Origin of the sequence: Steroidobacter agaridevorans (genome assembly GCF_009932555.1) — a bacterium.
GTDB classification, from domain to species: domain Bacteria; phylum Pseudomonadota; class Gammaproteobacteria; order Steroidobacterales; family Steroidobacteraceae; genus Steroidobacter; species Steroidobacter agaridevorans.
The window spans coordinates 109,224-123,226 of record NZ_BLJO01000009.1 but is presented as its reverse complement, the minus strand read 5'-3'; the positions used below and the strand labels follow the sequence as shown (position 1 = coordinate 123,226).

At 63.1% G+C, this 14,003-nt stretch carries 12 protein-coding genes; 6 read left to right on the top strand and 6 right to left on the bottom strand.

Going from position 1 to position 14,003, the window contains the following annotated elements; translation table 11 throughout:
• Positions 1 to 27: 27 nt before the first annotated feature.
• Positions 28 to 2,079 (bottom strand): EAL domain-containing protein, encoded by a 2,052-nt coding sequence (locus tag GYH35_RS28430; RefSeq protein WP_161830205.1) that lies wholly within the window; start codon positions 2,077 to 2,079, stop codon positions 28 to 30.
• 24 nt (positions 2,080 to 2,103) lie between these two features.
• The gene (gene epmB, locus GYH35_RS28425) at positions 2,104 to 3,162 is read right to left on the bottom strand and encodes an EF-P beta-lysylation protein EpmB (protein WP_161830204.1); all 1,059 of its coding nucleotides are present in this window, start codon (positions 3,160 to 3,162) and stop codon (positions 2,104 to 2,106) included.
• A gap of 74 nt (positions 3,163 to 3,236) precedes the next feature.
• Between epmB and efp the strand changes: the two genes are divergently transcribed.
• Complete coding sequence (gene efp, locus GYH35_RS28420; protein WP_161811481.1) at positions 3,237 to 3,812, top strand: elongation factor P; 576 nt, start codon at positions 3,237 to 3,239, stop codon at positions 3,810 to 3,812.
• Between the two features lie 12 nt (positions 3,813 to 3,824).
• Here the strand turns inward: efp and GYH35_RS28415 are convergent, their stop codons facing one another.
• Positions 3,825 to 4,307, bottom strand: coding sequence for a GAF domain-containing protein (locus tag GYH35_RS28415; RefSeq protein ID WP_161811482.1), 483 nt, complete (start codon positions 4,305 to 4,307; stop codon positions 3,825 to 3,827).
• Positions 4,308 to 4,434: 127 nt separating this feature from the next.
• Between GYH35_RS28415 and GYH35_RS28410 the strand changes: the two genes are divergently transcribed.
• Together GYH35_RS28410 and GYH35_RS28405 are read left to right on the top strand one after the other, a co-directional pair.
• Positions 4,435 to 7,032, top strand: a complete 2,598-nt coding sequence (locus GYH35_RS28410) for a serine/threonine-protein kinase (protein WP_161830203.1) — start codon at positions 4,435 to 4,437, stop codon at positions 7,030 to 7,032.
• Between the two features lie 132 nt (positions 7,033 to 7,164).
• Positions 7,165 to 8,148 (top strand): aldo/keto reductase, encoded by a 984-nt coding sequence (locus GYH35_RS28405; protein ID WP_161830202.1) that lies wholly within the window; start codon positions 7,165 to 7,167, stop codon positions 8,146 to 8,148.
• On the opposite strand, the gene epmA is transcribed toward GYH35_RS28405, so the two are convergent.
• From epmA to GYH35_RS28390, 3 genes are read right to left on the bottom strand one after another with little or no spacing between them, the layout of a single operon-like run.
• Entirely contained in the window at positions 8,149 to 9,105 is a 957-nt protein-coding gene (epmA, locus tag GYH35_RS28400; protein WP_161830201.1) for an EF-P lysine aminoacylase EpmA, read from the bottom strand.
• Positions 9,102 to 9,983 carry an archaetidylserine decarboxylase gene (gene asd / locus GYH35_RS28395; RefSeq protein ID WP_161811486.1) on the bottom strand — a complete coding sequence of 294 codons (882 nt, stop codon included), beginning with the start codon at positions 9,981 to 9,983 and terminating at the stop codon, positions 9,102 to 9,104. Before asd ends, epmA begins: the two co-directional genes overlap by 4 nt.
• The gene (locus tag GYH35_RS28390) at positions 9,980 to 10,618 is read right to left on the bottom strand and encodes an SCO family protein (RefSeq protein ID WP_161811487.1); all 639 of its coding nucleotides are present in this window, start codon (positions 10,616 to 10,618) and stop codon (positions 9,980 to 9,982) included. The genes asd and GYH35_RS28390 overlap by 4 nt, the downstream gene beginning before the upstream one ends.
• 27 nt (positions 10,619 to 10,645) lie before the next feature.
• Here GYH35_RS28390 and prmB point away from each other — a divergent pair, with 27 nt between their 5' ends.
• The 3 genes from prmB (at position 10,646) to GYH35_RS28375 (ending at position 13,955) form a co-directional block, all read left to right on the top strand.
• Positions 10,646 to 11,620, top strand: a complete 975-nt coding sequence (gene prmB, locus GYH35_RS28385) for a 50S ribosomal protein L3 N(5)-glutamine methyltransferase (RefSeq protein ID WP_161811488.1) — start codon at positions 10,646 to 10,648, stop codon at positions 11,618 to 11,620.
• 95 nt (positions 11,621 to 11,715) lie between these two features.
• Positions 11,716 to 12,789, top strand: a complete 1,074-nt coding sequence (gene aroC / locus GYH35_RS28380; protein WP_161811489.1) for a chorismate synthase — start codon at positions 11,716 to 11,718, stop codon at positions 12,787 to 12,789.
• A 143-nt stretch (positions 12,790 to 12,932) separates the two neighbouring features.
• Entirely contained in the window at positions 12,933 to 13,955 is a 1,023-nt protein-coding gene (locus GYH35_RS28375) for an aspartate-semialdehyde dehydrogenase (RefSeq protein WP_161811490.1), read from the top strand.
• Positions 13,956 to 14,003: the final 48 nt, after the last annotated feature.

The following is a 14,003-nucleotide window of genomic DNA, read 5'->3' as shown; positions in this document are numbered from 1 at the left end:
GAGATCGAGAGCGGTTGTGATGGGCCGTCAGCCCATCACCACCTGCTCGGGCTCATTCACGAAATAACCCTGAATGAATTCGATGCCCAGCTGCCACAGCACGGCCATCGTGTTCGCATCTTCCACGCGCTCGGCAATCGTGCCGATGTTCCGGCCCTTGGCCTGATCGACCAGATCGCGCACGCGGCCCTGCAATGCCTGATCCACGGCGAGACCTTGCATCAGCGTGCCGTCGACCTTGAGATAGTCGATCGGCAGATGCGCGATCAAGCGTTGCGGATCGCGGCCGGTGCCGAAATGTTCGATGGCGAAGCGGAAGCCGATCTTGCGCAGGCCGTTCGCCAGTTCGCTGGTGTCGCCCAGGTATTCGGTGGCGATCTGCTCGCTGATCTGGAACGCCAGGCGGCCCGGCTCGATGCGCGATGATTTGAGCTGATTCAACAGCCACTGCAGCAGCGACTTGTCGCGCACCGAGTCTTTCGACAGACGCACGAACAACTGTTTCACCGGGCGGCTGGCGATGAAGGTCATGGACGCGCCGATCACCCAGCGATCGATGTTCTTCATCAGATCGTTGCGCTCGGCGGCCGCCATGAATTCGGCGGGCAGCAGCTCCTCGCCTTGCTCATCGACCATGCGCACCAGCACGTCGAACATGCCCTTGTCTTCGCCGAGCAGGCTGGCGATGGGCTGTTGCATCAGGCGGAAGCGGTTTTCCATGAGCGCGGCGCGGATGCGCTTGACCCAGACCTCGTCGGCCGCTTCGCGTTTGGTATCTTCCTCGCGATGATCGACGATGTTTACTCGCGCGCCGCCGGCAGTTTCGGCGGCACGGCGAGCGGACAGCGCATCGGCGATGGCGTTGCTGGCATTGGGCGAGCGGGCATCGATCAGCCCGACGCCGACGCTGCAAGTGCAGGAGATTTGTTTCTCACCGAGGCGGAACACCTGCGTGCCGACTTTGCGGATCAGGTTGGTCGCCCACACTTCGATGTCGCGAGCGGTGCCGCGCTCCATCAGCAACACCAGCGTGCCGTCGCCGAAGCGGCCCACCAGGTCGGATGCCTGGCGCGTTTCGGAGACCAGGCCGGCGAACTGAGCGATGAAATCTTCGACGACCAGCGGGCCGATGTCGTCGGCGATGGCGTCGAGCTTGTCGGGTTGAATCGCGACCAGCTCGCGCACGCCCGCCTTGATGGGGTGGGCCAGCGTTTTCTTCAGATGCTCGATGAAGAATTTCCGCTGCAAAGCGCCGGTGCTGGCGTCGCGCTCCAGCGCTTCGGTGAGCTGTTCGTTGAGATTGCCGGACTCGCGTTTGCGCGCGGCGAAACACAGGCGCACGGCGGGCTCGCCATCGAACTCGGTGCGTGACAGCTCGATTTCCAGCGGCACGTTCGAGCCGTCGTTCAACAGCGCATTCGCTTTGAGCGTGTGGTTGGACCATTTGCCCTGCAGGCAGGCGACCAGCGCTCCCTTGAGCGCCGCGTGCACTTCCGCGTCGAACGCATCCATCAACGGTGTGCCGACCAGCGCGTCCGCATCCTTGAATCCATACAGATCCAGCCACGCCGGATTGGCGTCGACGATGATGCCTTCCTGCACGTGCGCGATGGCGTCGGCGGAGCCGGCCATGAACGATTTCAATTGGTCGCGATATTCACGCGCCGAGCTGATCGTGGTGTTGAGCGCGCGGGCCTGGCGATTCGCTTCGAGCTCGCGGGCGACCACGCCCCGCAAGCGGTTGGGATTCATCAACGTGACGACGTCGCGCGCGCCCTGTTGCATGGCGTTGGAGATGATTTCCTCATCGACCTGATCGCGCGCGAACAGCACCGGCACATCGGCGCCGTACTGTTTGGCCACTGTCATGACCTTGGTCATGTCGGCCGGGTCCGGCCCGACGAACGCGACCAGCATGTGCGCATTGATCTGCTGCAAGGCTTCGCCGAGATCGGTCAGCTCCTTGATCCAATTGCAGCGCACGGCCATGCCGGCATTGCGCAGGTTGCTGTTGATCGCCTCGACGTTGTCCTGATGACGGGTCAGGACGATCATCGGCACGGCGCTAGATTCGGCCAACGTACTACTCCAACAAAACTTCGCTTAACGGCCCACGACCGCGGTCTTCGCCGGGGCGCCGGCGATCTCCCGGACCAGCTTGGGCACGAGATACCCAGGGAGCTGTGTCGTCAGCTCCCGGTGAAGCTGTAGCGCCCGGGCTTCGGGCAGGTCGAAATGCGCGGCGCCCTGCACCTTGTCCAATACATGGAGGTAATAAGGAAGGACGTGCGTCTCGAATAGCGCTTCACTTAATTCGGCCAGGGCGTCGACGCGGTCGTTGACCCCTTTGAGCAGCACGGACTGGTTCAGCAGTGTGACTCCAGCCGCCGACAATCTGGCGCACGCCTCGCGCACCGAGCCGTCGATTTCACGGGCGTGGTTGGCATGCATGACCACGACTTTCTGCAGCCGTACCCCCCGCAGCCAGTCGAGCAACCCCTCATCGATGCGTTCCGGCAGCACGATGGGATAGCGGGTGTGCACGCGCAGGCGGCGGATATGAGGGATTGCCTGAAGCGCGTCGGTCAGCTGCCTGAGCCTGCGATCGCTCAGGCTCCACGGGTCGCCGCCGCTCAGGATCACTTCGCTGATGGTCGGATCGGCGCGCAGGTGCTCGATGGCCCCGAGCCAGCCCTGTTGCAGGGCTGAGGCTTCGCTATAGGGAAAATGTCGGCGAAAACAGTATCGGCAATGCACGGCGCAGGCGCCGGTGGCCACGAGCAGCGCCCGGCCGCGGTATTTATGCAGTAATCCCTGAGCGGCACGCCGGTCCATGTCGCCGACCGGGTCGCTGACGAAGCCCTCGACGACCTCGGTTTCCGCCGCCACCGGCAAGACTTGCAGCAGCAACGGATCGTTCGGATCGCCCTTGCGCATGCGGGCTACATAGCTGCGGGGGACGCGCAGAGCGAAGTCCTTGGCCGCGGCCACAGCAGGCAGGACCAGCGCCGGGTCGAGCTCCAACAGGGTGCACAGCTCCCGCGGATCGGTGACCGCGTCCGCCAACAGTTGCTGCCAGCCGGGACCGTCCGACCCTTTTCGGGTGGCGGCAGCGAATGAAATGGGGTCCAACTGGTTTGCGTGGGAGGTTGCGGCTATCATCTGCGCCCTTTGCCGGGGACCCCGTTGGATCACGGGGCCGGTCCATTTTCGCAGACTTTCAGCCGCGGTGCCCAATGGCCAGTTACTCAACCAATGAATTCAAGTCGGGCGTCAAGATCTTGCTCGAGGGTGTCCCGTACTCCATCGTCGAGAACGAGATGGTCAAGCCCGGCAAGGGCCAGGCGTTCAATCGCGTCAAAGTGCGCAATCTGAAGAACGGCAAGGTGACCGAGCGCACGTTCAAGTCCGGCGACACCGCCGAGGCCGCCGACGTGGTCGAAACCGAAATGCAATATCTCTACACCGACGGCGAGTTCTGGACCTTCATGAATCCGGAGTCGTTCGAGCAGTACACCGCCGGCAAGGAAGCGCTGGGCGACGGCGCGATGTGGCTGAAGGACGGCATGAACTGCACCGTCATGCTGTGGAACGGCGAGCCGCTCAACGTGACGCCGCCGGCCCATGTCGAGCTGAAAATTGTCCAAACCGACCCAGGCCTGCGCGGTGACACCGCAACCGGCGGCGGCAAGCCCGCCAAGCTGGAGACCGGCGCCACGGTGCGCGTTCCGTTGTTCATCGACGAAGGCGAGTACATCCGCGTCGACACCCGCACCGGCGAGTACATCGCTCGCGCCAAGGCGCCGGCGTAAGACGATTTCGAGTTACGTGGCGGCGAGCAACGCCGCCACGAAATCTTCCAGCCCCTTGCGGTCCTCCGCGTCGAATCTCGCCAGCTTCGGGCTGTCGAGATCGAGCACGCCAAGCAACTCACCGTTGCGAATCATCGGCACGACGATCTCCGAGTTGGACGCTGAGTCGCACGCGATGTGGCCAGGAAATTCGTGCACGTCCCGGACGACCTGCGTCGTGCGTTGAGCCGCCGCGGTTCCGCAAACGCCTTTCCCCATTGCGATGCGCACGCACGCGGGTTTGCCCTGAAACGGGCCGACCACCAGCTCGCCGTCTTTGAGTAAATAAAACCCCGCCCAATTCAAATCCGGCAGCGAGTGATAGATCAGCGCGGCGCTGTTGGCGAGATTGGCGATCCAATCCGGCTCGCCCGCGACCAGGCTGCGCAGCTCTTCGACCAGTTGCCGATAAAGCACTGACTTTGGTTGGTTCGGGTCGATGTGGCTCTCGTGCATGGCGCGGCTCGAATCATTACAAGTCGCGCCATTGTACTCCGCAGTGTGATCCTGCTTCTTCAGCATTGCAGTCGACGCGTGTACTCTGCACAAGGCTCGACCAGCAACAAATATCAGCGGACGAACTATGGAGCCGGGAGTCAGCCCCGAGCCTGCGCCCAGCGAGGCCCTCGATCCCACTAGGGATCATCCGGATCCTGCGGGAATCATCCGACGCGATCTGGCGCCTGGAGAAATCATCGGGCGTTATCGGATCGTGCGCCTGCTTGGGCGCGGCGGCATGGGTTCGGTGTACTTCGCCGAGCGGGCCGACGAGGAATATCAACAGTCGGTCGCGTTGAAGGTCGTCGAGTGGTGTCCCGCTGTCACGGATCTCGCTGGGCGCTTCCGCGCAGAGCGCCAGATTCTCGCCCGTCTTTCGCACGAGAACATCGCACGGCTGCTCGATGGCGGTCAGATGCCGAACGGCATGCCGTATCTGGTGATGGAGCACATCGCCGGCACGCGCATCGATCATTACTGCAAGCTCGGCAGGCTCAGCACTGAAGCCAAACTCAAGTTGATGCAGCAGGTCTGCGCGAGCGTGCAGTACGCGCACCAGAACCTTGTGATCCATCGCGACCTGAAGCCCTCGAACATTCTGGTCACCGATCAGGGCGTCGTGAAGCTGCTGGACTTTGGCGTCGCCAAGCTGCTGAGCGCGGATCAGAGCGCCGACCATTCGATGACGCAGCAGATCGACCGCGTGTTGACGCCGGATCACGCCAGCCCCGAGCAGTTGCTGGGCCAACCGGTGGGCACGACCTCGGACATCTACGCGCTCGGCGTGTTGATGTATGAACTGTTGAGCGGCAAGCGCCCGTTCGAGTTCGCGAATCTGTCGTTGAGCGAGATCACGCGAATCGTTGGGCTCACCAGCCCCGCGCCGCCGAGCGCGCGCATTCGCACCGAAGCGGATCGACGCGGACTCGCTGCCGAATTGCGTGGCGATCTCGACAACATCGTGCTCAAAGCCATGCATCGCGATCCGAACCGCCGATATCCTTCGGCGGCGGCGCTCGCGGCGGATATCCAGAATTATCTCAATGGCAGGCCGGTGCACGCGCGGCCGGATACCTGGACGTATCGCACTCGCAAGTTCTTGCGTCGAAACGTTTGGGCCGTCGGTGGAGCGGCGGCGTCGCTGCTCATGTTCACAACCGTCATTGCGTTCTACACCGTGCGGCTCTCCGAAGAGCGCGACATCGCGCAACGCGAGCGCAAGGCCGCAGATACCGTCGCCGAATTCATGATCGACGTGTTCCGTCGTGCCAATCCCAACGAAACGCGCGGCGCGGAAGTCACCGCGCGCGATGCGCTCGATGCCGCCGCCACTCGTGTCGATCGAGATCTCACGAACGAGCCGCGACTGCGGTTGGCGCTGATGCGCAAGATGGGCCAGTCGTACAGCGGCTTGGGATTGATGCCGGAAGCTTTGGGCTTGATGGAGCGCCAAGTCAGTGTGGCGCGCGAGCTGTTCGGCGAGACCGACGTCGAGTTGGCGCGGGCGTTGGAAGCGCTCGGCCACGTGCATCACTCGATGTCGAAGTTCACGCTCGCCGAGCAGGCATTCGGTGAAGCCGAGCTGATTCGGATTCGTCTGGGCCTGGAGCACGACGCCGAATGGGCGCGTCTGCTGCATTCCATCGCGTCGAACCTGCGTGCCGAACAGCGCTTCCAGGACGCGATCAAATATCACCTGCGAGCCGAGGAGGGCGCGCGGGCGCTGCCGGAATCTGAGCACGCAACACTGGGCAACGTGCTGCAAGGGCTTGCGTTTACGTACGGCGAGTCGGGTGATTATGCGAACGCCGAGCGCTATGCGCGCGAGGCGTTGCCGCTGCTGGAAGGCGCGGTCTACGAAGGTCATGACCTTTACGCCAACGGCCTCAATACGCTGGCTCACATCCTGCGTCGGCAGTTCAAGATCGAGGAGGCCGAACCGTTGTTTCGTCGCTTCGTCCAGCGGCAGACCGAGATGCTCGGCAAGAATCATTTCCTGGTGGCGCGTGCGCAGAACAATCTCGCGACGCTGCTGCGAGCGAAGGCTGACTACAAAGGCGCCGAGAGTGCTTTGCTCGAAGCGCTGCGCATTTACCAGTCGGGTCGCGAGCCGGATCAGCTGGACCTCGCCATCTCGCATCACAATCTGGCAGGCGTCTATCGCGAGGCGGGCGATTTCACGCGTGCGCTGGAGCAGGCGGATCGGGCGGTTGCGTTGAAGCGCGACGCGGTCGGGCCGGGCAGTCCGCAACTGGTCAGCTCGCTGCTCGAGAGATCCGGCGCCTTACGCGAACTAGGAAGATTTGCCGACGCGCGCGTCGCGCTGACGGAAGCGGAGACCATCGCGGCTCAGCGCTTCGATCCGAAGGATCGGCGGCACGTGATGATTACCATCGAGCGTGGTCGTTTGAACCTCGCCAGCGGAAAAGCGTCCGAAGCCGAACAAGATCTGGAGGTTGCCGTAGCGAGCTTGCGCAAGCAGGACGAGCCAATGCGACTCGCTGAAGCGTTGTGCACGCTCGCCGAGATACGCTCGGGTGCGGGTAACGCTGACGGCGCGCGAGTCCTGCTGGACGAGGCCGCGACCTTGCGTCGAAAAATCATGCCGCCTGCACATCCTGCACTGGCAGCGGTGCAACGTCAGTTGCGTGCCCTGGGACCGGCCCAGCTCGTTGCTCCGTAGTTCCGAGCGGCTTGTCGAAGGCTGCGTCGAGTTGCGCGTTCAGGCAATCATCGTGCGGCTTCGTGCACCCCTTGCCGCGTCCCATCGGCAATAATGCTCGGCGACGATTCGTTGAGTATCGAGGTCACCACCATGCAACAACGTAAATTGGGTTCTCAAGGTCTGACGGTGTCCGCGCTCGGTCTGGGCTGCATGGGCATGGCTCAGGTCTACGGCGCGAGCGACGACGCCGAGTCGATCGCGACCATTCACCGCGCGCTCGAGCTGGGGGTGAATTTTTTCGACACGGCCGAAGTGTACGGGCCGTACACGAATGAAACGCTGCTCGGCAAAGCGCTCAAGGGCAAGCGCCAGCAAGCGGTGGTCGCGACCAAGTTCGGTTTCGACCTGACTTCGAAGGATCGTCTCGGCGCGGTCAACAGCCGTCCGGAGAATGTGTTCAAGGTCGCGGATGAAAGTCTGCAACGCCTCGACACCGACTACATCGATTTGTTTTATCAGCACCGCGTCGATCCGGCCGTGCCGATCGAAGACACGGTCGGCGCGATGGCGGAGTTGGTGAAGCAGGGCAAGGTGCGTTACCTCGGCTTGTCCGAAGCCGGCGCAGCGAATATCCGGCGCGCGCACGCGGTGCATCCGATCTCGGCGTTGCAGAGCGAATATTCGCTGTGGGAACGGAACCTCGAGCCCGAGATCATTCCGTTGCTCCGCGAGCTCGGCATCGGATTGGTGCCGTACTGTCCGTTGGGGCGCGGGTTTCTCACAGGGACGGCGCCGCGTCTGGAGACGACGATCGAAGGCGATTTCCGTCGTCGCGATCCGCGCTTTCAGGGCGAGAACTACGATCGCAATCTGCAGCTCGTCGAAGAAGTGAAGGCGGCGGCCAAGAAGAAGGGCGTGACTGCCGCACAGGTGGCGCTCGCCTGGGTGCTGCAGAAGGGCGACGACATCGTTCCCATCCCGGGCACGAAGCGTCGCAAGTATCTCGAAGAGAACGTCGCCTCCACGTCGGTCACGCTAACGGCGCAGGAGATACAGCAGCTCGACGCCATCGGTGGGGAACAAGTGTCCGGCTCGCGCTACAACGAGGCCTTCATGAAGCTGGTCGATCGCTGATCAGGCGCGATCGAACGGGAATGCGAGCACGGCGTCGATATGCTTGGCGCCGGTCGCGCACATCACGAGGCGGTCGAAGCCCAGGGCGACGCCGGAACACTCCGGCAGTCCATGGTCGAGCGCCGCGAGGAATCGTTCGTCGATCGGCATCGGCGGCAGGCCGCGTTTAACGCGCTCGGCGAGATCGCGTTCGAACCGCGTGCGCTGCTCGGCGGCATTCGCCAGCTCGTGAAAGCCATTGCACAGCTCGAGCCCGTCCATATAAGCCTCGAAGCGCGAGGCGACCGGTCCACGAATTTGCGCGAGGGCCGCTTGCGAGGCCGGATAGTCGTAAATGAAGGTCAAACGATCGTGCCCCAGCTGCGGCCCGACCAGGATGCCCATGATGAGGTCCAGGCACGCGTCGCGATCGCTCTTCACGTCGCGCGGCACTTCGATTTCGGCGCTTTCCAGTCGTGCGATCAGCACCGCCAGCGGATCGTCGAACGGATCGATGCCGGCATGCAGTTGCACCGCTTCCCGATAGGTGAGTCGTTCGGAGCGATCGAACGCGCGTGACGGCGGCAGCATCGCGCCGATCAAGCGCTCGACATCCGACATCAACGCGTGATGATCCATGCCGAGTCGATACCACTCGATCATGGTGAACTCGGGATTGTGCGAGCGGCCGCTCTCGCCGTCGCGGTAAACCTTGCAGATCTGCCAGATGTCGCCGCAGCCCGCGGCGAGCAGGCGTTTCATCGCGTACTCGGGCGAGGTTTGCAGGAAGGTCTGGCGGCCGAGGGCGGTCGCGGCGACGCTGGCCAGATGCACATCGGTGACAGCGGCTGAGCTGAGCGTCGGCGTGTCCACTTCAAGCGCACGAGTGGCCGTGAAATATTCGCGCGCGGCTCGCAGCATGGACGCGCGAATCTCGAGCGTCGCAATGGGGGCGGTCGGACGCCAATGCTTGTTCATTGCACGACCCGAGCGATGGGGCGGCCGAGTTGCACCGTCGTGTTCGGATGCAGCGACGAATCCCAGTGGATCCGGCCACGCTCGAACAACAGCACGACGGTTGAGCCCATGTTGAAGCGGCCGAGCTCCTCGCCCTTGTCGAACTCTCGGCCCACGCCTTTGGCGATGATCTCCGGACGCTTGTTACGTCGCGGCGGCGGATTCACTTCCCCACAGTGCACGGTCTCGATGCTGCCGACGTGCAGCGCGCCGACCAGAATGACCGCGACTCGCCCGACCGGCGTCGTGAACTCACAAATCAAACGTTCGTTGCGAGCGAACACGCGGGGCACGGCACGCGCGGTGGAGGCATTCACGCTGAACAATTCGCCCGGCACATAGATGTTCTTGAACGCCTGGCCGGCGTACGGCATGTGAATGCGGTGATAGTTGTACGGCGCGAGATAAATGCACGCGAAGCTGCCGTTGCGATAAGTGGTGATGGATTCCTCATCGCCCGCCAGCAGCTCCTGCAGCGTGTAATGCTGGCCCTTGGCCTGCAGGATCGATTCGTTCAACAGCTCGCCGACCTGACTCACCGTGCCGTCGACCGGGCTGACGATGAATTCCTGCTCGATGGCGATCGGACGGGCGCCGGGCTTGAGCGCGCGCGTGAAGAAATCGTTGAACGTGCGATACGCAAATGGATCCGGCTGCGCCGCCTCGGCCATGTTGATATCGAACAGGTTCAGGAAGATGCGCAGGAACGTGTTCTTGACGAACGTCGATTGGCTGCGCGTGATCGCATAGATCGCGCGCGACATCAGATGTTTGGGCAGCAGGTACTGAAGCGCGGCGAACAGCCGGTCGCCAGTACTGACGGCAGGGACTTCTGTCATGAGACTGGCTGGGCGGCGACGATGCTGCGGTAGTCTTCGGCGATGATGGGCACTTCGTGCGGCGTCGAGGACAAGGCCCGGAGTGCGCCGTTCGGATCGACCACGAAAATCGCGGCGGAATGATCGACGGTGTAGTTGCCGCCGGGCTGTTCGGAGATCGCCACCGGCACGCCCATCTTCAGCGCGAATTCTTCAACAGCCGCCTGATCGCCGGCGGTGATGCCGGTGAATGTCGGGCTGAACGATTTCACGTACTGCGCCAGCCGTTCGGGCGTGTCGCGCCTGGCATCGACCGACACCAGCACGATGTGCGGGCGCTGTTCGGCCGGCATATCGGTGAGCTTCTTTTCGACCTGCGCCAGCAGCGCGAGCGTCGTCGGGCAGATGTCCGGGCAGTAGGTGAAGCCAAAAAACAAAATGCTCCAGTGGCCGCGCAGCTGCTCCGGCCCGAACGGCTGGCCGTCCTGATCGACGAACGCCATCGGCGGCAACGGCCGCGCGGGGTCGATCAATGTGGCCTTGGCCAGGGTCGGTCCGCCGGAGCGATCCAGCAGCGCACGCGACAACAGCATGCCTGCCGCTATCGCTACAATAGCGACCAACGCCGCGAGTCCTATCGATTTTGCTCGACTCATTTGTCTCCTCGTGGCGCGAAGTATCGCATGCCCGCCAAGAAATCCGCCTCCAGGAAGTCCACCCCGAAACTGCGCGCCGTCCCCGGGCGAGCGAAATCGTCGTCGCCGGTCGCCGGCGCGCCCGAGCCTGCAACAGTTGCACAGCTGATCAGCTTCGCCGCCGAGCGCTTCGCGCATGCGGAGCTGTGGTTCGGACACGGCACCGACAATGCCGTCGATGAGGCGGCCGAGTTGGTATTTTTCGCCGCCGGACTACGGCATGACGAAGCCGAAGAAGTGTACGGCCAGCCGCTCAAGGCTGCGCAGCGGACCAAGGCGTTGGGGCTCATCGAGCGGCGCATTCGAGAACGCGTGCCCGCCGCTTATCTCACGCATCGCATGTGGTTCGCGGGCCATGAGTTCTACGTCGACGATCGTGTGCTGGTGCCGCGCTCGCCGATCGCCGAGCTGATCCAAGCGCGCTTTCGTCCCTGGATCGATCCCGGCAAGGTCCGCCGGATTCTGGACATCGGCACGGGCTCGGGCTGTATCGCCATCGCGAGCGCGCTGGAATTTCCCAAGGCCAAGGTCGATGCGGCGGATCTGTCGCCCGATGCGCTCGCGGTCACGCGCAAGAACATCGAGCGTCATGCCGTTCAGGAGCGGGTGCGGGCGGTGAAGTCGGACGTGTTCGACGCCTTGCAGGACGAGCGCTACGACGTGATCGTTTCCAATCCGCCGTATGTGGGCGATGAAGAGCTGGCGGGCTTGCCCGAGGAATATCGCCGCGAGCCGGCGATGGGCTTGCACGGCGGGCGCGATGGGCTCGACATCGTGCACCGGATCATCGATCAGGCCGCCGCGCATCTGCAGCCGCACGGAATATTGATCGTCGAGGTGGGCAATACCGAGGACGTGCTGGTCGATGCGCGGCCCAGGATGCCGTTCACCTGGCTCGAATTCGAGCGCGGCGGCGGCGGGGTGTTCCTGCTTACCAGAGAACAGCTGGTCGCAAAGTCATAAGAAATTCGGCAAAGCACGGCCAACCCACAGCGCTGCGCCGGCCGCACTGTGGGTAGAATCCGCTCCGACCATTATCAGCGGCGCTGCTATTTCCAATGTCCGGTAACACCCTAGGCAAGCTCTTTACGATCACGACCTTCGGCGAAAGCCACGGGCCCGCGCTCGGTTGCATCGTCGACGGCTGCCCGCCGGGGCTGGAATTGTCGGAAGCCGACATTCAGCCGGAGTTGGAGCGACGCCGCACCGGCACATCGCGGCATACCAGCCAGCGCAAGGAGCCGGATCAGGTGAAGATCCTGTCCGGCGTGTTCGAAGGGCGCACCACCGGCACGCCGATCGGGCTGCTGATCGAGAACACCGATCAGCGCTCGCGCGACTACGAGAAGATCAAAGATCGGTTCCGTCCCGGGCACGCGGACTACACCTATCAGCAGAAATACGGTTTTCGTGACTATCGCGGCGGCGGACGCTCCTCGGCCCGCGAGACGGTGATGCGCGTCGCCGCCGGCGCGATTGCTCGCAAATATCTGCGCGAGCGCCTCGGTGTGAGCATTCAGGGATACCTCGCGCAGCTCGGCCCGCTGGTGCTCGAGCCGAAGTCACTGAGCACCGTGTACGACAACCCGTTCTTCAGTCCCGATCCGTCGCGTCTGGAAGAGCTCGAAAACTACATGGTCAACCTGCGCCGCGAAGGCGATTCCGTCGGCGCGCGCGTCAATGTGATTGCGAGCGGTGTGCCGGCCGGGCTCGGCGAGCCGGTATTCGACCGGCTGGATGCCGAGATCGCCTTCGCCATGATGAGCATCAATGCCGTGAAGGGCGTGGAGATCGGCGCCGGCTTCGCGAGCGTCAGCCAGAAGGGCAGCGAGCATCGCGACGAGATCACACCGCAGGGGTTTCTCTCCAACAATGCCGGCGGCGTGTTGGGCGGCATCTCCTCGGGCCAGGATATCCTGGTGAGCATCGCGCTCAAGCCCACATCCAGCATCATCGTGCCGGGGCGCTCGATCGATGTGGACGGCAACCCGGTCGAGGTGGTCACGACCGGTCGCCATGACCCGTGTGTGGGACTGCGTGCCACGCCGATCGCCGAGGCCATGCTGGCGCTGGTGCTGATGGATCATTACCTGAGGCACCGTGGCCAGAATGCCGACGTAGTTATCGATTAAGAGGCCAAATTCGCGCTCGGGACGCTGCGTCCCGGCGGCGATTGAGGTAGTGTGCGCGGCCGATTTTAAACATTACGTAATTCAGGCCGAGCGGCATGGTGCCGTTCAGCCGGTGCAGTGGTCCTCAACTGAGTCCTGGAGTCATGAGCAAGCGTTGGAATGTGGCGGTTTTGGGTGCGACTGGTCTGGTCGGCGGCAACATGCTGTCGATTCTGGAGCAGCGCAATTTTCCCGTGGGCGAGCTGTATCCCCTGGCGAGCGCCAAATCCGTCGGCAAAACCATTCGCTTCAAAGGCAAGGACATTCCAGTGCTGGATGTCGAAACATTCGACTTCAGCAAGGCGCAGGTCGGCCTGTTCTCGGCCGGCGCCAGTGTTTCCAAGGTGCATGCCGTGCGCGCCGGCCAGGCCGGCTGCGTCGTGGTCGATAACACCTCGCAGTTCCGCTATCAGGAAGACATCCCGCTGGTGGTCACCGAGGTGAACCCGCACGCGATCGCGGGCTACAAGAAGCACAACATCATCGCCAACCCGAACTGCTCGACCATGCAGATGCTGGTGGCGCTGAAGCCGTTGCACGATGCCGCCGGCATCGAGCGCATCAACGTGGCCACTTATCAGTCGGTCTCGGGCGGCGGCCAGAAGGCCATCGACGAGCTGCAGGGCCAGACCGAGACGCTGCTCAAGGGCGGCGCGGTGACCCCGAAGGTGATCGCCAAGCAGATCGCGTTCAACTGCGTGCCGCAGATCGACGTGTTCCTGGACAACGGCTACACCAAGGAAGAAATGAAGATGTTCTGGGAAACCCAGAAGATCTTCGAGGACAAGAACATCAAGGTGAATGCCACGGCGGTCCGGGTCGGCGTGTTCGTCGGCCATTCCGAGGCGGTCGCGATCGAGACCCGGCGGAAGCTGACCGAAGGCGAAGCCAGGGAATTGCTGAGCAAGGCTCCTGGGGTGGTGCTGATGGACGAGCGCAAGCCGGGCGGGTATCCAACCCCCGTCACCGAGGCCGCCGGGACCGATCCGGTGTTCGTGGGACGCATCCGGGAGGACATCAGTCACGACCGGGGTCTAAATCTGTGGATTGTGTCCGATAACGTTCGCAAGGGAGCAGCGTTAAATAGCGTCCAAATCGCCGAGATTTTGGTGAAAGAGTATTTGTAAGCTATAGTTGCACGCCTAAGGTCAAGAAGCACATGAGCTTTTCATGGT